20 protein-coding genes are annotated in these 21,560 nt (G+C 64.2%); 13 read left to right on the forward strand and 7 right to left on the reverse strand.

Annotated elements, in window-relative coordinates; all coding sequences use genetic code 11:
* Window positions 1–272: 272 nt before the first annotated feature.
* The gene (gene parE / locus I6F33_RS07755) at window positions 273–2,315 is read right to left on the reverse strand and encodes a DNA topoisomerase IV subunit B (RefSeq protein ID WP_225141826.1); all 2,043 of its coding nucleotides are present in this window, start codon (window positions 2,313–2,315) and stop codon (window positions 273–275) included.
* A gap of 273 nt (window positions 2,316–2,588) precedes the next feature.
* Here parE and I6F33_RS07760 point away from each other — a divergent pair, with 273 nt between their 5' ends.
* Window positions 2,589–3,119 carry a DedA family protein gene (locus I6F33_RS07760; RefSeq protein WP_035999932.1) on the forward strand — a complete coding sequence of 177 codons (531 nt, stop codon included), beginning with the start codon at window positions 2,589–2,591 and terminating at the stop codon, window positions 3,117–3,119.
* A gap of 53 nt (window positions 3,120–3,172) precedes the next feature.
* Here the strand turns inward: I6F33_RS07760 and I6F33_RS07765 are convergent, their stop codons facing one another.
* Window positions 3,173–4,168 carry an MBL fold metallo-hydrolase gene (locus I6F33_RS07765; RefSeq protein ID WP_035999929.1) on the reverse strand — a complete coding sequence of 332 codons (996 nt, stop codon included), beginning with the start codon at window positions 4,166–4,168 and terminating at the stop codon, window positions 3,173–3,175.
* 391 nt (window positions 4,169–4,559) lie between these two features.
* Between I6F33_RS07765 and I6F33_RS07770 the strand changes: the two genes are divergently transcribed.
* Together I6F33_RS07770 and argC are read left to right on the forward strand one after the other, a co-directional pair.
* The gene (locus I6F33_RS07770; RefSeq protein ID WP_035999927.1) at window positions 4,560–5,225 is read left to right on the forward strand and encodes an FMN-binding negative transcriptional regulator; all 666 of its coding nucleotides are present in this window, start codon (window positions 4,560–4,562) and stop codon (window positions 5,223–5,225) included.
* Window positions 5,222–6,205 carry an N-acetyl-gamma-glutamyl-phosphate reductase gene (gene argC, locus I6F33_RS07775; protein WP_036022938.1) on the forward strand — a complete coding sequence of 328 codons (984 nt, stop codon included), beginning with the start codon at window positions 5,222–5,224 and terminating at the stop codon, window positions 6,203–6,205. Before I6F33_RS07770 ends, argC begins: the two co-directional genes overlap by 4 nt.
* Before the next feature lie 116 nt (window positions 6,206–6,321).
* Here argC and I6F33_RS07780 read toward each other — a convergent pair whose 3' ends face one another.
* Window positions 6,322–6,720 (reverse strand): MAPEG family protein, encoded by a 399-nt coding sequence (locus tag I6F33_RS07780; RefSeq protein ID WP_225125529.1) that lies wholly within the window; start codon window positions 6,718–6,720, stop codon window positions 6,322–6,324.
* Between the two features lie 121 nt (window positions 6,721–6,841).
* Entirely contained in the window at window positions 6,842–8,650 is a 1,809-nt protein-coding gene (locus tag I6F33_RS07785) for an alpha/beta hydrolase (RefSeq protein WP_225125527.1), read from the reverse strand.
* Between the two features lie 254 nt (window positions 8,651–8,904).
* Here I6F33_RS07785 and I6F33_RS07790 point away from each other — a divergent pair, with 254 nt between their 5' ends.
* The 4 genes from I6F33_RS07790 to glpX all read left to right on the forward strand — a co-directional run bounded on the left by I6F33_RS07790 (window position 8,905) and on the right by glpX (window position 13,063).
* Window positions 8,905–9,180 (forward strand): hypothetical protein, encoded by a 276-nt coding sequence (locus I6F33_RS07790; protein WP_225141827.1) that lies wholly within the window; start codon window positions 8,905–8,907, stop codon window positions 9,178–9,180.
* 228 nt (window positions 9,181–9,408) lie between these two features.
* The gene (locus I6F33_RS07795; protein WP_035999902.1) at window positions 9,409–10,629 is read left to right on the forward strand and encodes an LL-diaminopimelate aminotransferase; all 1,221 of its coding nucleotides are present in this window, start codon (window positions 9,409–9,411) and stop codon (window positions 10,627–10,629) included.
* Between the two features lie 28 nt (window positions 10,630–10,657).
* Window positions 10,658–11,974 carry a homoserine dehydrogenase gene (locus tag I6F33_RS07800; protein ID WP_036022941.1) on the forward strand — a complete coding sequence of 439 codons (1,317 nt, stop codon included), beginning with the start codon at window positions 10,658–10,660 and terminating at the stop codon, window positions 11,972–11,974.
* An 87-nt stretch (window positions 11,975–12,061) separates the two neighbouring features.
* Complete coding sequence (gene glpX / locus I6F33_RS07805; protein WP_035999899.1) at window positions 12,062–13,063, forward strand: class II fructose-bisphosphatase; 1,002 nt, start codon at window positions 12,062–12,064, stop codon at window positions 13,061–13,063.
* A 64-nt stretch (window positions 13,064–13,127) separates the two neighbouring features.
* Here glpX and I6F33_RS07810 read toward each other — a convergent pair whose 3' ends face one another.
* Complete coding sequence (locus I6F33_RS07810; protein WP_225113557.1) at window positions 13,128–14,150, reverse strand: hypothetical protein; 1,023 nt, start codon at window positions 14,148–14,150, stop codon at window positions 13,128–13,130.
* Between the two features lie 337 nt (window positions 14,151–14,487).
* Here I6F33_RS07810 and I6F33_RS07815 point away from each other — a divergent pair, with 337 nt between their 5' ends.
* Both I6F33_RS07815 and I6F33_RS07820 read left to right on the forward strand, forming a co-directional pair.
* Window positions 14,488–15,216 carry a haloacid dehalogenase type II gene (locus tag I6F33_RS07815; RefSeq protein ID WP_036022944.1) on the forward strand — a complete coding sequence of 243 codons (729 nt, stop codon included), beginning with the start codon at window positions 14,488–14,490 and terminating at the stop codon, window positions 15,214–15,216.
* A 23-nt stretch (window positions 15,217–15,239) separates the two neighbouring features.
* Window positions 15,240–15,749: a DUF4269 domain-containing protein gene (locus I6F33_RS07820; protein WP_109143886.1), complete on the forward strand. Its 510-nt coding sequence runs from the start codon at window positions 15,240–15,242 to the stop codon at window positions 15,747–15,749.
* A gap of 62 nt (window positions 15,750–15,811) precedes the next feature.
* Here the strand turns inward: I6F33_RS07820 and I6F33_RS07825 are convergent, their stop codons facing one another.
* On the reverse strand, window positions 15,812–16,783 hold the full coding sequence (locus I6F33_RS07825) for an MBL fold metallo-hydrolase (protein WP_036022946.1): 972 nt from the start codon (window positions 16,781–16,783) through the stop codon (window positions 15,812–15,814).
* Between the two features lie 218 nt (window positions 16,784–17,001).
* Window positions 17,002–17,667 (reverse strand): GntR family transcriptional regulator, encoded by a 666-nt coding sequence (locus tag I6F33_RS07830; protein ID WP_036022947.1) that lies wholly within the window; start codon window positions 17,665–17,667, stop codon window positions 17,002–17,004.
* Between the two features lie 117 nt (window positions 17,668–17,784).
* Between I6F33_RS07830 and I6F33_RS07835 the strand changes: the two genes are divergently transcribed.
* From I6F33_RS07835 to I6F33_RS07850, 4 genes are all read left to right on the forward strand, one after another.
* Window positions 17,785–18,579: an enoyl-CoA hydratase/isomerase family protein gene (locus tag I6F33_RS07835; protein WP_036022948.1), complete on the forward strand. Its 795-nt coding sequence runs from the start codon at window positions 17,785–17,787 to the stop codon at window positions 18,577–18,579.
* Window positions 18,580–18,588: 9 nt separating this feature from the next.
* The gene (locus I6F33_RS07840) at window positions 18,589–19,848 is read left to right on the forward strand and encodes a CaiB/BaiF CoA-transferase family protein (RefSeq protein WP_074447908.1); all 1,260 of its coding nucleotides are present in this window, start codon (window positions 18,589–18,591) and stop codon (window positions 19,846–19,848) included.
* A gap of 51 nt (window positions 19,849–19,899) precedes the next feature.
* Window positions 19,900–20,892, forward strand: a complete 993-nt coding sequence (locus tag I6F33_RS07845; RefSeq protein ID WP_057029101.1) for a tripartite tricarboxylate transporter substrate binding protein — start codon at window positions 19,900–19,902, stop codon at window positions 20,890–20,892.
* Window positions 20,893–21,069: 177 nt separating this feature from the next.
* Window positions 21,070–21,552 (forward strand): tripartite tricarboxylate transporter TctB family protein, encoded by a 483-nt coding sequence (locus tag I6F33_RS07850; RefSeq protein WP_225141828.1) that lies wholly within the window; start codon window positions 21,070–21,072, stop codon window positions 21,550–21,552.
* The last annotated feature ends 8 nt before the right edge of the window (window positions 21,553–21,560 follow it).

Here is a 21,560-nt window from a genome sequence, read left to right on the forward strand (position 1 = left end):
ATGTTTCAAGGCCTTGACCGAATTCTAGCGACTCGATTTTGAGTAAGGTTTCGTTAGCAAATTCGGTTTTGTCCGAGACGGAGGCAATCCTGCTCCCGGCCGCAGCATCCGCTGAGTCGCTGGCCGAGTCGCCGCGAGACGAATCCGGAAAGCAACGAAGATCCCGGCAGCACACAAGGCAAACTGGTCCGAAACGGCGGCCGCTGCCCCAAAGACACAGCCCCGGCTTTGGGCCGGGGCTGTGTTGGCGTGCAGCCGGTTTGGTTGCCGCCTCAAACGTCCAGCAGCTCGTCGCTGGCAAACTCGGCCTTGTCCGAGATGAAGGCAAAGCGCGCCTCGGCCTTGGTGCCCATCAGCCGCTCGACCGAATCCGCCGTGGTGTCGCGGTCGTCGGCCAGCAGCACCACCTTGAGCAGCGTCCGCCTGGCCGGGTCCATGGTGGTCTCCTTGAGCTGCGCGGGCATCATCTCGCCGAGCCCTTTGAAGCGGTTCACCTCGACCTTGGCGTTGGCGTTGAACGCGCTCTTGAGCAGCGCCTCCTTATGCGCGTCGTCGCGGGCGTAGACCGACTTGGAGCCGTGGGTCAGCTTGTAGAGCGGCGGCACCGCGAGGAAGAGATGGCCTTCGTCGATCAGCCGCGGCATCTGGCGATAGAAGAAGGTGATCAGGAGCGAGGCGATGTGGGCGCCGTCGACGTCGGCGTCGGTCATGATGATGATGCGCTGATAGCGCAGATCCTCCTCGCGATATTGCGCGAGCGTGCCGCAGCCGATCGCCTGCACGAGGTCGGAGAGCTGCGCATTCGCCGTCAGCTTGTCCTTGCCGGCGGAGGCGACGTTGAGGATCTTGCCGCGCAGCGGCAGCACGGCCTGGTTCTTGCGGTCGCGCGCCTGCTTGGCGCTGCCGCCGGCCGAGTCGCCCTCGACGATGAACAGCTCCGAGCCCTCGGTGCCGGCATCGGTGCAGTCGGCGAGCTTGCCGGGCAGGCGCAGCTTCTTGCCGGCCGTCTTGCGTGCGGTCTCCTTCTCCTGCCGCCGCCGCAGCCGCTCCTCGGCGCGGTCGATGACGAAGTCGAGCAGCCGGTTGGCCATGTTCGGATTGCCCGACAGCCAATGGTCGAACGGGTCCTTCATCGCCTGCTCGACGATGCGCTGCGCTTCGGCGGTGGCGAGGCGATCCTTGGTCTGGCCCTGGAATTCGGGCTCGCGCACGAACACCGAAAGCATCACGGCGGCGCCCACCATCACGTCTTCCGAGGTGACGGAGGCGGCGCGCTTGCCCTGGCCGACGCGCTCGGCGTGATCCTTCAAGCCGCGCAGCAGCGCGCTGCGCAGGCCGGATTCGTGGGTGCCGCCGTCGGGCGTCGGCACGGTGTTGGTATAGGAGGAAAGGAAGCCGTCGGCATCCGCGGTCCAGGCCACCGCCCATTCGCAGGCGCCGTGCGCGCCGTTGCGTCCCGACTTGCCGGAGAAGATGTCCGGATGCACCAGCGTGTCGGCGTGGATCGCGGCAGCGAGATAGTCCTTGAGGCCGCCCGGGAAGTGGAACGTCGCTTCCGCCGGCACGTCCTCTACGCCCTTGAGCAGCTCGGGCGCGCAGTTCCAGCGGATTTCGACGCCGCCGAACAGGTAGGCCTTCGAGCGCGTCATCTTGAACAGGCGCTGCGGCTTGAACGCGGCCTTCTGCCCGAAGATGTCGGTGTCGGGCTTGAAGCGCACGCGCGTGCCGCGGCGGTTGTTGACCTTGCCGAGGTCCTCGAGCTTGCCCTTGGGATGGCCGCGCTCGAAGGTCATGCGGTAGAGCTTCTGGCTGCGCGCAACCTCGACCTCGAGACGCGAGGAGAGGGCGTTCACCACGGAGATGCCGACGCCGTGCAGACCGCCCGAGGTCTCGTAGACCTTGCTGTCGAACTTGCCGCCCGAATGCAGCGTGCACATGATGACTTCGAGCGCCGACTTCTTCGGGAATTTCGGATGCGGATCGATCGGGATGCCGCGGCCGTTGTCGGTGACGGTCAGGAAACCGTCCGCACTCAGCTCGACTCCGATGAAGGTCGCATGCCCGGCCAACGCCTCGTCCATCGAGTTGTCGATGACTTCGGCGAACAGATGATGCAGCGCCTTCTCGTCGGTGCCGCCGATATACATGCCGGGCCGGCGCCGCACCGGTTCCAGCCCCTCGAGCACCTCGATGTCGGCTGCCGTGTAATCGGCTTCCCCCCCACTGCGCGGCGCCGCCTTGACGGCTGTGCGGGGCTTCGGCTCGTCACCGCCGAAGAAATCGTCTTTTGCTTTTGGCTTCAACTGCTTGGACATATATCTTGATGGGTTTTGAGGGCCGCAGAAGCGGCGAATCGGTTAAGCCGACTATGCCACTTCTGACTTGGAAAGGTTACCGTAGGGCGGACTGGGCGCTGTGGGTTGGGAGCGAATCCGGGCGATTTTACGCCGCAGCCTCGCCATTTCCCGGCAATTTGACGTGCCGGCTTGGTGATGTCTGGGTTTTGTGACTTGATGTCACACAAGTCCTTGGCTTACCAGTCCTTTTCATCGAGCAGCACCTTGAGACGGGCGGGAAGGCTATTTTGGATGGAGCAGTTTGCGCACGCCCTTACTGACTTCGTGCGCGTTCACCAGGCTTGGGCAGCGCCAATTGTGTTCGTGCTGGCCTTCGGAGAGTCGCTCGCTTTCATCTCGCTGCTGGTCCCGGCCTGGGGCGCGCTGGTGGCAATCGGTGCGCTGATCGGGGTCAGCGGCATCAACTTTTTTCCGGTCTGGATTGCCGGCGCCCTCGGCGCGGCGCTGGGTGACTGGGTCTCCTACTGGTTCGGCTACCGCTACAAGGAGAAGGTCGCCGAGATGTGGCCGCTTTCGCGCTATCCGGGACTGCTCCCCAGAGGCGAGGCTTTCGTGCGCAGCTGGGGCGTCCCCAGCATCTTCATCGGGCGCTTCTTCGGACCCCTGCGCGCCTCGGTGCCGCTCGCGGCCGGCATCTTCGAGATGCCCTATTGGACCTTCCAGGCGGCCAATTTCGTCTCGGCCCTGATCTGGTCGGCCGTGCTCCTGCTGTTCGGCGACGTGCTCGCCAAGATCATGGAATGGATCTGGCGGGTGATCTGACCGGGCAACGGGGCCGCCCGGTCAGGGCGTCAGGCCAAGCCTTCTAAGCAAGCCTACAGCGATGCGTTCCAGATCGCGGGGATCCAGCGATATCCGGAGCCGTCCTTCTCGACCCGGACGAGACCGGGGAAGGCGGCGTGGAAGGCCTGGATCGGCATCTTCTCGGCAATCGCCATGTCGTAGAGCTTGCGGCGCGTCTGCTGGGCCAGCGGCTTGTCGACGTCGGATGCGATGTTCCATTCGGGATGCTTCACGAACAGGAACGCTGCGCCCGCGGTGATATCCACCTGCACCAGCACCTTCTCGGCGCCGGAGGCGACGATGAAGGAATTGTGGCCTGGCGTGTGGCCGGGGCTCGCCACCGAGGTGATCCCGGGCGCGACTTCCTTGCCGGCCTCATATTGCGTGACCTTGCGGCCCAGGGCATCGAACACGCGGCGAATGTTCTTGAAATTGTTCTCGAGGATCGGATTGCCCATCCCCTTGCTCATCTCGCCGTCATCCATCCAGAACTTCCATTCCACCGCCGGAACCATGATCTCGGCATTGGGGAAGGCGGGCTTGTTCTCGGCCGCCAGCAGGCCGTTGATGTGGTCGCCATGGAAATGGGAGATGATGACGGTATCGACCGCCGCGCGGTCGATGCCGGCGGCGGCGAGATTGTTTTGGAATTGGCCGACCTTGCCCTTCGACTGCGTGAACTGGTCGGGACCGAGCCCCGTATCGATGACGACGAGCTTCGGTCCGGTGTTGACCACCACCGGGTTGAAGGTGTGGGTGACCTTGTCGGCCGGCAGGTGGTGCTCGGCGAACACTTTGTTGATGTCATCCTTGCTGGCGCCGGCGGCGTAATTGTCGGTCAGATTGACGGTCGCAACGCCGTCGCAGACCACCGTGACCTGGTGGGTGCCGACATTGTAGCGATAGAAGCTCGCATTCTGCTTCTCGGCCAGCGGCGCGGCGGCGCCCGCGGGCGAAATCTTCACGAAAGGCAGGAGCGCCGATGCGGCGGCGCCGGCTAGCGTTGCGCGACGAGTAATCTCGGTCATGGTGATGTCCTGAGGCTGGGTGCGAACGGCTCGGGGCCGGCGAAGAGGTTGTGTCCCGCCGGTCGTTCTCGAAAACCCCTACTTCTAGTGGAAATTCCACGGCGGGCCGATGACATCTGTGCGCGTCCTGCCGTCGCGCGTGCGGCATCCTGCCGTCCCACTGAACCGATTTGCTCTTGACCATGGAACCAGCGGGCATTATAGCCGCGCGCCATGATCAACGCCGCGACCATTCTGTTCGCCCGTCGCCGCCGCCGCAGCTTAGCGGTTTGGGCGGTCGATCGCGTTTGAGATCATCGTCTTTGCCGCTGGACCCGATCCGCGGCATCCTCTCTCCTGTCAGCGCGATCTGATCCGGCGGTCCCCCGAGGAGGCCCAGCAGGAGACCACGATGTACACGCCACCCTTTTTCAAGCAGGACCGCGCCGCGAGCCTGAAATTCGCCGAGGAGCGCGGCTTCGGCACGATGTGCGCCTTCGATGGCAAGCGGCCGATCGCCTCGCCGTTGCCGTTCTATTTGACCTATGCCGCAGATGGCACGCCGCAGGCTGCCTTTCATCTCGCCCGTCACAATCCGCTGCTAAAGCTGGCGGGCGGCGAGGCGTCGTGGCTGCTCGCGGTCAACGGCCCGGATGCCTATGTATCGCCGGACTGGTACGTCTCGCCGGATCAGGTTCCGACTTGGCTCTACCAGTCGGTGCATCTGAGCGGGCCGGTTCGGCTGTTGTCGGATGACGAGCTGGCGGTGCAGCTCGAGGTGCTCAGCGCCAAGTTCGAGAGCTGGCTGCTGCCGAAAAAGCCGTGGACGTCGGCCAAGATGACGGCGGGTCGGCTGGAGACGATGAAGAAAGGGATCGTTGGGCTGGTCATGACCGTTGAGGAGGTCGAAGGCAGCTTCAAGCTGAACCAGCACAAGTCGGATGCCGATTATGCAGCGATCGCGAATGCGCTTGACGGCGGCGATGCCGATGCCAAGCGGATCTCACAATTGATGCGGCAGGCAAGGCCGCAGATTTTCGCAGACGACACGAACATGCTCGAAGGGAGCGCATCATGAGCCTCGCTGACACCACCAAAGCTCCGGCCACCAGCGCGGCCAAGAAGCCGGCCACCGTCTTCGTCGACGGCGGCTCCGGCACCACCGGGCTCGGCATCAATGAGCGGCTGAAGCTCCAAAGCGACGTCGCGGTGAAGACCATTGCCGACGACAAGCGCAAGGATCCCGCGGCCAAGAAGGCGCTGATGGAGGAGGTGGATCTCGTCATCCTCTGCCTTCCCGACGATGCCGCCAAGGAAACCGTTGCCCTGGTCGACGGCATGGGGGCTCACGCGCCGAAGGTGCTGGATGCCTCGACCGCCTACCGGGTCGCGCCGGACTGGGCTTACGGCTTTGCGGAGCTGACGCCGGACCAGGCCGGCAAGATCAAGGCCGCGAAGAAGGTCTCCAATCCCGGCTGCTATCCGACCGGCGCGATCGCGCTGCTGCGGCCGATCGTCGATGCCGGCCTGCTGCCGCCTGATTATCCCGTCACCGTCAACGCGGTGAGCGGCTATTCCGGCGGTGGCAAGTCGATGATCGCAAGCTTCGAGGATGGCAGCGCCCCGTCCTTCGAGCTCTACGGCCTCGGCTTCGAGCACAAGCATCTGCCGGAGATGCAGCTCTATTCGAACCTGACGCGGCGGCCGATCTTCATTCCCTCGGTCGGCAACTACCGGCAGGGCATGCTGGTCTCGGTGCCGCTCCAGCTCGACACGCTGCCGGGCAAGCCCGGCGGCGCCGACCTGCAGGCGGCGATGGCAAAACGTTACGCCGGCTCGAAATACGTCAAGGTGATGCCGCTGCAAAACGAGGCGAGCAAGGGCGGCCGGCTCGAGCCGGAGGCGCTCAACGAGACCAACATGCTCGAGCTCTACGTCTTCGCCAGCGACAAATATCACCAGGCGCTATTGGTCGCCCGGCTCGACAATCTCGGCAAGGGGGCATCCGGCGCAGCCGTGCAGAACATGCGGCTGATGCTCGGCCTGCCGGAGGAGTGAGGCAGGCCTCTATCCTCCGTCATTGCGAGCGAAGCGAAGCAATCCAGAGCTTCCACCGCGGAAATAGTCTGGATTGCTTCGTCGCGAGGGCTCCTCGCAATGACGTGGAAAGTGCTTCAAACCACCCCGAAGATCGCCAGCACCAGCACGGCCTGGGCGAAGAAGCCGACGGTGAAGGCGAGGGTGCGGAACACCGGAATTCCGAGCGCATAGACGATGATGTGCGCGATGCGCGACCAGAAATAGACGGCGCAGGCGAGCACCGTCCATTTCGTGGAATAGTCGATCGCGTTCAGGATCAGCACCAGCGGGGCGAAGATGACGAGGTTCTCGACCGCGTTGTCATGGGCGAACATCAGCCGGTTGGCCCACTCCGCCTGCGGCTTGTCGCCGCGCGAGGGGTTGGCCATGGCGCCGCTCAACCCGCGAACCTGGCAGCGGTTGATGATGTAGGGAACCCACAGAACTCCCGTCAGGATCACCGTCAGTGTCAGCCAGAACAATTCGCGTGTCATAGTGCCGGTCCCTGTGTCGTCGCTGGATTGAGGCTAGAGCATGATCCGGAAAAGTGAGTAGCGGTTTTCCGAAAAGATCATGCTCAAACAATTAGTCTATACGAAAGCGCGCCGCATTCCGCTACGCGCGAACTCTGACATAGCTGCCGGGCGCGTCCTCGATCGGCGGGAATGCGTCGCTGCCGACCGCGCGCGCCGGGACTTCCTCGGGGTCGAGCTCGCCCAGCCACTCCCGCCAGTCCGGCCACCACGAGCCCTTGTGCTCGGTGGCGCCCTTCATCCACTGCGCGACGCTGACGTTCTTGATGTTGTCGTTGGTCCAATACTGGTACTTGTTCGCGGCAGGCGGATTGACCACGCCCGCGATGTGGCCCGAGCCGGACAGCACGTATTTCACGGGGCCGCCGAAGAACTGCGAGCCGTAGAGCACCGATTCTGCGGGCGCGATGTGGTCCTCGCGGGTGGCGAGATTGTAGACCGGCACCTTCACCTTGGAGAGATCGAGCAGGGTGTTGTCGAGCGCCATCGTGCCGGTGGAGAGCCGGTTCTCCAGGTAGCAATTGCGCAGGTAATAGGAATGGTTGGCCTGGGTCATCCGTGTCGCATCGGAGTTCCAGTGCAACAGGTCGAACGCGCTCGGCTGCTGGCCCTTCAGATAGTTGCTGACCACGTAGGACCAGATCAGGTCGTTGGACCGCAGCATGTTGAAGGCCATGGCCATCTTCGAGCCTTCGAGCACGCCGACCGTTTTCATGTCCTGCTCGAGCGCCGCGATCTGCTCCTCGTCGACGAACACGAGCAGATCACCGGCATGAGTGAAGTCGACCTGGGCCGCGAAGAACGTCGCGGACGACACGCGCTGGCGGCGCTTCTCGGCGAGCCAGGCCAGCGTGGTCGCGAGCATCGTGCCGCCGACGCAATAGCCGGCGGTGTGCACCTTCATCTCGCCGGTGATCTTCTCGATCACGTCCATCGCCGTGAGCGGGCCTTCCTTCATGTAGTCTTCCCAGCCCTTGTTGCCGAGCCGCTTGTCGGGATTGACCCATGAGATCACGAAGACGGTGATGCCCTGATCGACGCACCACTTGATGTAGGATTTCTCCGGCTTGAGATCGAGGATGTAGAACTTGTTGATCCAGGGCGGCACGATCAGGAGCGGGGTGCGCAGCACCTTCTCCGTCGTCGGCGAATACTGGATCAGCTGCATCATCTCGTTCTGGTAGATCACCTTGCCCGGCGTCGTCGCCATGTTGACGCCGACGACGAGATTGTCCGGGTTGGACTGGCGGATCTTCAGCATGCCCTTGCCGGCGGCGATGTCCTCGGCCAGCATCTTCAGGCCGCGCGCGAGGTTCTCGCCGCTGGACGCCACCGTCTCGCGCAGCACTTCGGGGTTGGTCAGCACGAAGTTCGACGGCGAGAGCGCGTTGGTGACCTGCTGGACGTAGAACTCGGCCTTGCGGCGCGTGTGCGGATCGAGCCCTTCGGCGTCGCGCACCAGCTCCTGCGCCCATTTGGTCGTGAGCAGATAGAGCTGCATGACGAAGTCGAAGAACTGGTTCGACTTCCATTCCGGATCGGCAAAGCGCTTGTCGCGCGGCGAGGGCGCGATCGCGGGCTCGGCGTCCTGACCGGCCATGCGACGCACCGCCGAGCCCCACAGGTCGAGATAGTCCTTGGCAAGCTTGGTCTGGAGATCGGACGAGCGGGACGTGTCCGACAGCCAATATTCGGCGACCGACGTGAACGTCTTGACGACCTCGGCAAGCTCGGCCGGCGGGCGGTCCTGCACCTCGCCGCTCTCGCGCGGCTTGAGATAGGCGGCGAGCGCCTTGCCGCCGCTCTCCATCGCCCGCGCGACGTTCATCGCAAAGGCTTCGGCGTCGAACTTCGTCTCGGGTTTCGGCGTATCGGTCGTGGCCATACTCATGAGCAGAACAGTAACGATTCATTCCGTATTCGTCACCGCGAAGCTCGCATGTTTGACGTTAAACACTCTCGAAGATGTGTTGCACTGCGACAAATCTTCTTGGTTCCGTCACAATGGAGCCGCACGGCTCGGCTTGTTGGGCGTCGGTTGTTTTCTCGCTCGCACCATTTGGGCAGCAATGGTTTGAGCTTGGGCACGGTCTTGGGTAAGCTTGCCCCGGGGCCGTGCATTGGGACGAGTAGGGGATTTCCCAAGTGTTGGCGTTATGGGACCTGCAAAAGACGCTGTCGATCTGCGGCGCGGTGCTGATCGCGGCGCTCGCCCTGGGCGGGTGTTCGAGCCAACTCGCGGATCTGGCGCCCGCGGATGCGCCGCCGCGTACCAGGGAGCCCGGGAGCTATCTGCCCGTGCACGATCTGCCCCCGGATCGCGATCAGGCGATCATCCCGCTGGAGCAGCGCGCCAAGATCGAGGCCGAGCTCGCCGCCGCGCGCGATCGCCAGGCCGCTGCCGCCAAGGACGCCAAATAGGCCCGTGGCCGCGAGACCGGCAAGGTAATCGCTGGCGCCTCCGCTTTGCCGTGCTAAAAGACCTCGGTTCAGCCTGGAGTCAGGGCGAACGACTTCAATCTTCGTTGCCGACGATTGCTCTAAGTATTTGATTCTGAGTAATTTTCGCGATGGAGCCTGAGTGCTTTCGTGCCGGCCCTCGCGGCCTGTCGATTCTGTCCTGACCGGTTGCCCGGAGCCCAGAGAGCCATGGAAGAATTTTACCGCATTCGCCGCCTTCCGCCTTACGTGTTCGAGCAGGTCAACCGGGCCAAGGCGGCTGCGCGCAATGCCGGCGCCGACATCATCGACCTCGGCATGGGCAATCCGGACCTACCGGCGCCGGCGCATGTGCTGGACAAGCTGAAGGAGACGCTCGGCAAGCCGCGCACCGACCGCTACTCGGCCTCGCGCGGCATCCCCGGGCTGCGCCGGGCCCAGGCCGCCTATTACGCCCGCCGCTTCGGCGTGAAGCTGAACCCCGACACTCAGGTCGTGGCGACGCTGGGTTCGAAGGAAGGTTTCGCCAATGTGGCGCAGGCGATCACCGCGCCGGGCGACGTCATCCTCTGTCCGAACCCGAGCTACCCGATTCACGCCTTCGGTTTCTTGATGGCGGGCGGCGTCATCCGCTCGGTGCCTTCGGAGCCGACGCCGCAATTCTTCGAGGCGGCGGAGCGGGCGATCGTGCATTCGATCCCCAAGCCGCTCGCGCTCGTCGTCTGCTATCCCTCGAACCCGACCGCTTATGTCGCGAGCCTCGACTTCTACAAGGACCTCGTCGCCTTCGCGAAGAAGCACGAGATCCTGATCCTGTCCGATCTCGCTTATGCCGAGGTCTATTTCGACGAGAGCAACCCGCCGCCCTCGGTGCTGGAGGTGCCGGGCGCGATGGACTGCACCGTCGAGTTCACCTCGATGTCGAAGACCTATTCGATGGCCGGCTGGCGCATGGGCTTTGCAGTCGGCAATGAGCGCGTGATCGCAGCGCTCGCCCGCGTCAAATCCTATCTCGATTACGGCGCGTTCACGCCGGTGCAGGTCGCGGCGACCGCCGCGCTGAACGGCCCCGACGATTGCATCAAGGAGATGCGCGACACCTACCGCAAGCGCCGCGACGCGCTGGTGGAATCGTTCGGCCGGGCTGGGTGGGAAATCCCGGCGCCGGAGGCCTCGATGTTCGCCTGGGTGCCGCTGCCGGAAGCCTTCCGCAGCGTCGGCAGCATGCAGTTCGCGACCCTGTTGGTGGAGAAATCCGGCGTCGCGGTCTCGCCCGGCGTCGGCTTCGGCGAGCATGGTGAAGGATATGTCCGCATCGCCATGGTGGAAAACGAGCAACGGATCAGGCAGGCCGCGCGCGGCGTCCGCCGCTTCCTTGAAAGCGGCATCGAAACGTTGCACAACGTGGTTCCTCTCGCTAATCGGCGGTAATTCTCTTCTGCAGGTTTTCTGAAGTATCATGGTCGCACCGCTGAAAGTGGGCATAGCGGGGCTCGGCACCGTGGGTGCCGAGGTTATCCGTTTGATCGAAACACAGGCGCGCGTGCTCGCAGGGCGCAGCGGCCGGGGCATCCGCGTGGTTGCGGTCACAGCGCGTTCGAAGGCGAAGAAACGCGGCATCGACCTGCGCGGCTTCGATTGGGCGAAGGACCCGATCGCGCTCGCCACGCATCCGGAGGTCGATTGCTTCGTCGAGTTGATGGGCGGCGCCGGCGATCCCGCGCTGTCGGCGGTGGACGCTGCGCTCGGTGCCGGCAAGTCGGTCGTCACAGCAAACAAGGCGCTGCTCGCCAAGCACGGCCTCAAGCTGGCCAAGGCGGCTGAAAAGCACGGCGGTGCGCTGAATTTCGAGGCAGCGGTCGGCGCCGCGATCCCCGTCATCAAGACGTTGCGCGAAGGGCTTGCCGGAACCGGCGTCAACCGCGTCTACGGCATCCTCAACGGCACCTGCAATTACATCCTGACCCGGATGGAGCAGGAGGGCCTGTCCTTCGCCGAATGCCTCAAGGATGCCCAGCGGCTCGGCTATGCCGAGGCCAATCCGTCCTTCGACGTCGACGGCCACGACACCGCGCAGAAGCTCGCCATTCTCGCCAGCCTCGCTTTCGGCACGAAAGTTGCTCAAAGTGCGGTGTATGTCGAAGGCATCTCCTCCATCGCGCCGGAAGATCTTCGCGCCGCCGACGATCTCGGTTATCGGCTCAAACTGCTCGGTGTCGCCGTTCGCACCGCCAAGGGCATCGAGCAGCGCGTGCATCCGACCATGGTGCCGAAATCCTCCTCGATCGCGCAGGTGATGGGTGTCACCAATGCGGTCACGATCGATGGCGAAGGCATTCCGCCGATCACGCTGGTCGGCCCCGGCGCGGGCGGTGCCGCGACCGCATCCGCCGTCGTCGCCGACATCGCCGACGTCGCGCGCGGCATCCGCGCCAATCCGTTCGGCCGGCCGATCGGGCAGCTGCGCGACACCAAGAAGGCGCCGATGGAGCGCCACGAGGGCGGCTATTACATTCGCCTGCTCGCCCGCGATTTCCCCGGCACTGCGGCCGCGATCGCGACGCGGCTTGCCGAGCAGAAGATTTCGATCGAGTCGATCGTGCAGCGTCATCCCAATGGCGGCGCTGCGCCCACTGACGGCAAGGCTGTCCCGGTGCCCGTCATCCTGATCACCTATGCCACTCACGAGGATGCCGTGCGCCGTGCGCTCGCCGCCGTGCAGAAGGACAAGGTGATCAGCGGACGGCCGCAGGTGATCCGGATCGAGAAGAACTGAGGCGGTCGTTCGTTCGAACGAACACCGGGCGTTGTGAGTTGATGCGGGCGGAGATTTCCGTCCCAAACGTTTCGAAGGAGTAAGCCGATGTCGACCCATATTGAAGTCCCCCCGCACGCCTTGCTCGAGCGCATTCTCACGCTGGAGATCGTGCGGGTGACGGAGCGGGCGGCGGTGTCGTCGGCGCGGTTGCGCGGCCACGGCAACGAGAAGGCGGCCGACCAGGCCGCCGTCGACGCCATGAGGCGCGAGCTCAACAAGCTGCCGATCCAGGGCACCATCGTGATCGGCGAGGGCGAACGCGACGAGGCGCCGATGCTCTATATCGGCGAGCAGGTCGGCCTCAAGGCAGGTCCCGAGGTCGATATCGCGGTCGACCCGCTCGAAGGCACCACGCTGTGCGCCAAGAACATGCCGGGCTCGATCGCCACCATGGCGATGGCTGACGGCGGCACGCTGCTGCACGCCCCCGACGTCTACATGCAGAAGCTCGCGATCGGCCCCGGCTACGACAAGGGCGTCGTCGATCTCGATGCCTCGCCGGCCGACAATGTCCGTCGCCTCGCCAATGCCAAGGGCGTGAAGCCCGAGGGCATCACCGTTCTCGTGCTCGACCGTCCGCGCCATGCCGACATCATTTCGAGCGTGCGCTCGACCGGTGCGGCCGTACGCCTGATCACCGACGGCGACGTTGCCGGCGTCATCCATTGCGCCGACCCCGACAACACCGGCGTCGACATGTATCTCGGCACCGGCGGTGCACCGGAAGGCGTGCTCGCCGCCGTGGCGCTGCGCTGCATCGGCGGCCAGATGCAGTGCCGCCTCATCCTCGATTCCGAGGAGAAGCGCGAGCGCGCCGCCAAGATGGGCGTCAACGATCCCAAGATGATCTACGGCATCGAGGACATGGCACGCGGCGACTGCCTGTTCGCCGCCACCGGTGTCACCACGGGCTCGCTGCTGTCGGGCGTCAAGTTCCGCAAGGACGGCGTGATCGAGACCGAGACGGTGGTGATGCGCTCCGTCACCGGCACCGTGCGCTACATCAAGGCCGAGCATCGCGAGCTGGCAAAGTTCCATCTGGATTGAGGCCGCGGTCATCCGCGCGCGATTGCTCGGCGCTTTGGTCGCAGACGGATCCGTCGTCTGTCTGCTATGGGCTGCGATGCGGTGCCGGGGCGAACATGTGCAGGTCGCGCAACATCAGAGCCAGCATGACGGCCCCCTGGAGCTGCCCAACCTCATCGGCCCAGGGCTGAAGAATGGACTTCGCGGTCGCCATGTCTCCGCGCGCGAGCGCGCTGCGCGCGTTTATGTCGGCCTCGGCATAGGTGTCAGTTGCAATCATACGGGACAGCGCCTGCGCGAGGCCTTCATCGAAGCTCTCCAGGCGTACTTCGGAGACGTAGTGATCAGGCTTGAGACCGATTTTGTTTCTTGGATGCGCCGGATCGAAATGCCCAACCTTTGCCAGCATGATCAGCAGAGGATGATTTCCGGCGATGGAAGGAGGAATGATCGGATAGGTCCTGATTCTCCCCGATCGATCATCAAGAGATGAGAAGGAGATGACCGGCCCAAGGTTGAAGCGCGACTTGCGATGGAGCACAGCAACGCGATGGTCGATCTCGGAGTCCGGTTTGAACACCTCACCGTTCTTGAAGCTCGCGTCGGGGTCGGCAGCGATGAGAAATGCCGAGAGCTGGGCAACCCGGCCGGTGACGGTGCGTTCGTCAAGCCCGTCCACCTCAAACTCGATCTCTCGTCCAGCGAACGCGGACAATCCGAGCGTATAAGCTCCCAGGGTCTTGCCGGAACGGAAGGGGACGATGTCCATCCACAATCCGAACGGCTGATCTGGATACGCCTCGAACGCGCGGCTTGACTGCTCCAGCCACATCTCGGGGGAACGGCCGATTTTTCCGTCCCAGATGACGGCGACAACATTAGGCAGTGCCGCAACCACGGCACCCACAAAGGCGGTCGTGAGGTACGTATTCTCGGCAAAATCCAGCGCTTTCGTTTCCGTATTGCCTTCGGCAGAGCCCATCGGCGCGACCACGAGGTGCGCACGATGGCGTCGAGCGGCGTGGAAAGCTTCCGGCCACAGCCAGGAAGCCCGCTCCCACAATTGCTGATCGAAAGGTATCGGCGCAGGCATCAGGAGGATCGTCATGAGATGATCTCCTGCGCGGATGAACAGGGGACCGTCAGCACCGTCGCTCGGTGCGAAGGTGCTACGGTTCCAGCGTATGTCGGCATGACGAACGCGTAAGAACTGGATCAAAGCCTCCTCGTCCGGGAGGCGGGCATCCTCGAGCAATATGTATGCGACAGAGACGGTTGTCATGGCCGGTGCGCTTCACCCCGACGAGTTGAGGTAGGCGACCAAACTCGTCCCTCACGTGCTTGATGCGCCGAACTAGCGCTATTGTTGCATGGAACGGATCATGCTTTAAAGCCCTCGATCTCGGCCGGCTAGCCGGGCCAAAACAAAATCAGCGGAGCGAAGCATGACCACACCATCCAATCTCTCCGCCGTCAAAGCCCTCGTCTTCGACGTGTTCGGCACAGTCGTGGACTGGCGCACCAGCCTGATTACCGACTTCATGTGGTGGAGCAAGCAGCGCGGCATCACCGCCGATTGGACCGCGCTGGTCGACGGCTGGCGCGGCATGTACATGGCCTCGATGGACGACGTGCGCCAACATCCCGAGCGCGGCTACGTCATGCTCGACGATCTGCATCGCCGCTCGCTGGAGCAGCTGGTCGATCAATTCGCGATCAGGGGCCTCACCGAGGCCGATCTCGACTACCTCACCAAAGGCTGGCACCGCCTGCATCCCTGGCCCGACAGCGTCGCCGGCTTGATGCGGCTGAAATCAAAGTTCGTGATCTCGCCGCTCTCGAACGGCAACGTCGCGCTGCTCACCAACATGGCGAAGTTCGCCGGCCTGCCGTGGGACCTCATCATGTCGGCCGAGCTGTTCGAGCACTACAAGCCCGATCCGGAAACCTATCTCGGCGCAGCAAAGCTGCTCTGCCTCAAGCCGGAAGAGGTGATGATGGTCGCGGCCCACAATGGCGATCTCGCTGCCGCCCAGAAGAACGGATTGAAGACCGCCTTCGTGGCGCGACCGACCGAATACGGCCCGCTTCAGAAGGTCGATTTCGAAGCAACCGGCAAGTGGGACATCGTCGCGAAGGATTTTGGCGGCATCGCCGATCAGCTCGGCTGCTGACATTCGCGGCGCAGCGGCGATCAATGGACTACGAAAGTGCGATCGGCAGTTCGGGATTGCTCGACGAGCTGCGGGAGTTCGATCCACGCGTGGTCGGGACGCTGCCTTTGGGGCTTGCGACGCCATTGAGCGACATCGATGTCGTCTGCCATGTTCTGGACGCGGTGGCTTTCGCCGAAGTGATCTGGCGCCGGTACCGCGCCTGTGGCGGGTTTGCGCTCTACCAATGGTGCTCCAGCCGGCGGCCGGTGGTCGCCCGCTTCGAGTGGGACGGCTGGCCGTTCGAGCTGTTCGGCGATCCCAGGCCGGTCGATCAGCAGGAAGGCTGGCTGCACTTCGAAATCGAGCGGAGATTGCTCGCGCTCGACGACGGGCGTCTGCGCAAAGCCGTGGCCGACCATAGGGCGCGCGGGATGAAGACCGAGCCCGCGTTTGCCGCCGCGCTCGGCATTGCCGGGGACCCGTATTCCGCATTGCTTGCATTGGGCCGTGAGAGCGACGCCCAGCTGCGGGCCCGCCTGGAGTGCCTGTAAGGTTCGCCGCGTGGGACCGCACAGATCCGGGCGGCTCGCGCCGCCCGGATCTGAACTGACGGCTACAACGTCATCTTCATCGGCTCCGGATAGTAGCGGAAACCATCTCCGGCTTTGGCGACATGGCCATAGCCTGGCCAGGCGAAGTGATAGGACATCACCGGGATCTTGTTCGCCGCCAGCATCGTCAGCAGCTTGACGCGCGACTCCGCCGCCTGCTTCGGGTCGGAATCGTAGGAGAACTCCATCCGTGGCTTCTCCAGCAGCAGCACCGAATGGTGCGAGAGATCGCCGAGGAAGGCGAACGACTTGCCGGCCGACGTCACCATGAAGATGGTGTGGCCGACGGTGTGGCCGGGGGCCGCGATCGCCTGCACGCCGGGCAGGAATTCCTCGCCATCCTTGAAGAATTTGATCCGATCCCGGACCGGCAGCAGGTTCTTGCGGGCGTGGATGACGAAATCCTTGGCCGCGCTGCCGAGCTTGCCTTCGTCGGTCCAGAAGTCGAAATCGCTCTGGGCAATGTAGACTTGCGCGTTGGGGAACAGCGGCTTGCCGCCCTCGTCGACGATGCCGCCGATATGATCGATATGGGCATGCGAGCATACGACGGCATCGATGTCGCCCGGCTTGATGCCGGCCTCCGTCATGCTCTTCTGCTGCCGTCCGGTGCTGGCGCCGAACATCTTCGATGAGCCCATGCCCGTGTCGAACAGGATGAGCTTGTCACCGGTGTTCACGATCGGAGAGTTCTGTTCGAGCACGACATTGTCCGGCGACAGGAAATTGTCGGCCAGCATCTTCTTGACCTCTTCCTTGGGAACGCCGGTGAAGGTCCCGGAGGGATCGCCGAGCGGAAGCGGTCCGTCGGATACGACGGTCACCTCGGCATCGCCGAGAATGAAGCGGTGCCAGTAGGGCGTCTGAGTGCCGAGCTTGGGCGCCCGCGCCATCGCGCTGCTGCCGAGCATGGCGCTGGCGCCGAGACCGGCCCCAAGTGCGAGTAGGGACCGACGCGAGACATCGAGTGTCATTCTTTTCCTCCGCTTTCGTCTTTTGTTTTGCGCAATCGTTGGCGCGGTAAGCGGCCGCCCGATCGGCCACGTGGCCGGAGGGCGGCGGAAAGCATGCTGCGCCGGTTGCGACAAGCTAGCAAGTGGAATTACCCGGTACGGCACGCTGAACGAGAACGATAGCCGGAGCGCGAAAGCGACGTCCAAAGGCAGGCTGCGCCAAGGCGCGGAATTGCGCGTTACGCAATTCTCAACGTGACGTCATTGCCTTCCGTCTCGGCAAAGCCCGCCTGCAGCACCTCTTCGCGCTTGTGACGCAGATGCGCACGCAGGATGTGGGCGAGCCCGACACCGTCGCGGCGCTGAAGCGCGTTCAGGATTGCCTCGTGCTCCTTCACGGCGAGCGCCCAGCGCTGCGCCGTCATCGGCGTGACATAGCGCGCGCGCCGGATGCGCGCGGTCACCGAGGCGTAAAGCCCGGCGAGCACAGGATTTCCCGCTGCGGTCACGATGGCTTCGTGAATGGCGCGATTGCCACGGTAGTACTGGATCAGGTCGCGCTCGCGATAATGCTGCACCATGTCCGCATGTGCGGCGGCGATCGCATCGATCTCGGCGTCGCTGATGCGCTCGCAGGCGAGTTCGCCCGCGAGAGCCTCCAAGCCCTGGCAGACCTCGAACAGGTCGCGCATGTCCTTGTCGGTCAGCTTTGCTGCCCGCGAGCCGCGATGCGGCAGCAGCTGCACGAGCCCTTCCGCCGCCAGCACCTTGAGCGCCTCGCGCAGCGGCGTCCGCGAGATCTCGAGCCGCTCGCACAGCTCGCGCTCGGGAATCCGCGCGCCCGGCGGGATTTCGCCGTCGAGCAGGATGGCGCGGATGCGGTTGACGACCTCGTCGTGAAGCATGGCTCTGAGCTCTGTTTTGAATGCAAAAATGAACTTATACGCCCATATGGCCAAGTTCCAGCTTGAAAATTCAGAGTTTTGCATTCAAAAATGTAAAAAACAGAAAGGTATGAGGAAATGGACCTGCAAGTGGCGGCAGAAGACCTCGTGTTCGAGCGCGACGGCGGCATCGGGCGGATCACCTTCAACCGTCCGCAGGCCCGCAATGCCTTCACGTTCGCCATGTACGAGCGGCTCGCCGCGATCTGCGAGGAGGCCAATCGCGACCATGACATCAAGGTGCTGGTGCTGCGGGGGGCCGGCGACAAGGCCTTCGCCTCGGGCACCGACATCAATCAGTTTCGCGAATTCAGGACGCCGCAGGACGCCGTCGACTACGAGAACCGCATCGACCGCGTGCTGACCACACTCGAGCAATGCCGGGTCCCCACGATCGCGGCGATCAACGGGTTCTGTACCGGCGGCGGGGCCGGCATTGCCGCGGCCTGCGACCTCCGCATCGGCACAAAAGCTGCGAAGATCGGATTCCCCATCGCCAGGACGCTCGGCAATTGCCTGTCGATGTCCAATGTCAGCCGTCTCACCGCACTGATCGGCGCCGCGCGCGTCAAGGATCTCATCTTCACCGCACGCCTCGTCGATGCCGGGGAGGCCGCAAGCGTCGGGCTGCTCGGCGAGGTCGTCGACGATCTTGCCGCCCTTGAACGACGTGCAGACGAGGTGGCCCGGCTCGTCGCGAGCCATGCGCCGTTGACGCTGAATGCGACCAAGCAGGCTGTCAGCCGTCTGCAGCGCCGGTTGACGCAGGACGAGGGCGAAGACCTCATCCTGATGTGCTACACGAGCCAGGATTTTCGCGAAGGGCTCGATGCTTTCCTCAACAAGCGCGCGCCGCAATGGCGCGGCCAATAGGACGAGCCGATGCAAAGCGATCCATCGCAATCCACCTCCCGCCGTTCGGGACCGCTGGCCGGCCTCAAGGTCATTGATCTCACTCACGTCATGGCGGGACCGACCTGCACCTTGATGCTCGCCGACATGGGCGCCGACGTGATCAAGATCGAGAAATGGCCGAACGGCGACGACACCCGTCATTCGGTGCCGCCGAAGATCGGGGACGAGGCGGCCTCCTTCCTGATGATGAACCGCAACAAGCGCGGCATCGTGCTGGACCTGAAGACCGACGGCGGCAAAGAGGTGCTGCGCCGGCTGATCGCCGATGCCGACGTGCTGGTCGAGAACTTTGCGCCGGGCGCGATGGAGCGCCTCGGCTTCGGCTATGAGGCGCTGCACGCGGAATTCCCGGCGCTGATCTATTGCTCGCTGTCGGGCTTCGGCCGCACCGGCCCCTACAAGCATCGCAGGGGGTTCGATCTCGTCGCGCAAGCCATGAGCGGCATCATGAGTTTTACCGGCGAGCGGCCCGACGGTCCGCCCGTCAAGTGCGGCCCGCCGCTGTCGGACATCACCGCCGGCCTGCTCGCGAGCATGGGCATCCTGGCCGCCTACACCCATCGCCTCAAGACCGGTGAAGGCCAATGGGTCGAGACCTCGCTTTATGAAGCCGCCTTGGTGCAGACCTATTGGCAGTCGACCATCGCGCTCGCCGCGGGCACCGCGCCGCGCGCGATGGGCTCGGCGCATCCGCTCAACGCGCCGTACCAGGCGTTTGAAGCCTCGGACGGCTGGCTCGTGGTCGGCGGCGCCAACAAGAAGCATTGGCTGTTGATGCTGGAAGCGCTCGGCGCGAGCGAGCTCGCCGACGATCCGCGCTTCGTCACCGGTGCCGATCGCATGGCCAACCTGAAGGAGCTCGAAGCCGTCCTCAGCGAACGCTTCCGCAAGCAATCGCGGGCGCATTGGCTCGCGGCGCTGGACGAGAAGGGCGTGCCGTGCGGCCCCGTGCACGACATGCTGGAGGCGCTGAGCGATCCGCAGACGCTGGCGCGCGAGATGGTCGTCGAGGTCGAGCACTCCACGCTCGGGTCCGTCAAGACGATCGGGCTTCCCATCAAGTTTTCGGAGACCCCGGGCAAAGTGCGATCAGGCGCACCGGTCTATGGAGAGCACACGAAAGAGGTTCTGGCCGAGCATGGGTTCGACCAGTCACGAATCGAAGCGCTCGAAAAAGAAGGCGCAATCGTCTCGGCCCGGGAACGACGCGAGGAACACGTCGCCTGACCGGACGTCGATACGACAACAACAAAAGATAAAGATCAGCTGGAGGAAATCATGGGTCGGACGTCAACATTTCTGCTCTCCGCAGCCGCAGCCGTGCTCGCCGGCACCATGCCGGCGCTCAGCGCCTGGCAACCGCAAAAGCCGATCGAGTTCGTGGCCACCGCCGGCCCCGGCGGCGGCACCGACAATCTCGCGCGCGCGGTGCAGAACATCATCACCAAGCACAAGCTGATCGAGCAGCCGATCGTCGTCGTCAACAAGGGCGGCGGCAGCGGCGCCGAAGGCTATGTCTACGGCAAGGCCTCCGCCGGCGATCCCTACAAGGTGATCTTCGGCACCTCGAATGCCTGGCAGCAGCCGCTCGTCTCCAAGGTCGCCTTCAACTACACCGATCTCACGCCGATCGCGGCGATGGCGCAGGACGAGTTCCTGCTCTGGGTCAAGCAGGACGCACCGTACAAGACCGCGGGCGATTATCTGAAGGCGGCCGCAGCGGGCGAATTCAAGATGGGCGGCGCGCAGTCCAAGGACACCGACGAGGTGCTGACGCGCATGATCGAGAAGGCCGGCAAGGTCAAGCTGACTTACATCCCCTTCAAGAGCGGCGCCGAGACCGCCGTGCAGCTCGCCGGCGGACACCTCGATTCCCACGTCAACAACCCCAGCGAAAGCCTCGGGCAATGGCGCGGCAGCACGCAGCGCCCGCTCTGCGTGTTCAGCCCGAAGCGGCTGCCGCAGGGGCCGAAGGTCACCGCGACGGAAGGCTGGGGCGACGTTCCAACCTGCGTCGAGCAGGGCCTCGACATCAACCAATATGAGCAGCCGCGTACCGTGTGGCTGCCCGGCAAGGTCACGCCGGAGCAGGCCGCGTTCTATGTCGACCTCATGAAGAAGGTCCAGGCGACGCCGGAGTGGAAGGACTACATCGAGAAGACCTCCCAGGTCGACACGTTCCTCACCGGTGCCGAGCTCGAAAAATTCATCAAGGAGGACCTCGAGCGCATCAAGCAGGTCGCGGGCGAGCAGGGCTGGCTGGTCAAGTGAGGCCGAGGATGGGCTTCGATCGCGCCGCCAACTGTAGCCCTGGTCCTCATCCTGAGGGCCCGCCGGAGGCGGGCGTCTCGAAGGATGGCCGCGGATGCGATGTCGCCTGGAGCCGTCCTTCGACACGCGCGAAAAAGCGCGCTCCTCAGGACGAGGACTGTTTCGCCGGAGCTGCCCATGATCTCCCGTCGCGCGCTTGAACTTGCGACCGCCGTGCTCACCGGCAGCTTCGGCGTAGCCGTCGTCGTCTCCAGCCTCGACAACGGCATCGGCTGGTCGAGCGCAGGCGTGGACGCCGGCACATTCCCGTTCCTGACCGGGATCATCGTCGTGCTCGGCAGCCTCTACAATCTGGTGCGAGGCGTGCTGCCGGCCGCCACGCTCGCAAACGTTCCCATCGCGATCACGTCGATCGAGCTGCGCCGGCTCGTCGGCCTGTTCGTGCCGGCTGCCATCTTCGTCGCTGCGATCCCGCTCGCCGGGATGTATGTCGCCTCCGCTCTCTATGTCTTCGCGGTGCTGGCGATTCCCCGACACCAATCCGTGCCGCGCGCGCTGGCTATGGCAGGAGCTACGGCGCTCGCGCTCTACCTCGTGTTCGAGCGCATGTTCCAGGTCAGTCTGCCGCGCGGCGCACTGGCTTCCGCGCTCGGGTTCTGAGGGAGCAG

It is taken from the genome of Bradyrhizobium sp. BRP20, assembly GCF_020194215.1.
Classification (GTDB): domain Bacteria; phylum Pseudomonadota; class Alphaproteobacteria; order Rhizobiales; family Xanthobacteraceae; genus Bradyrhizobium; species Bradyrhizobium yuanmingense.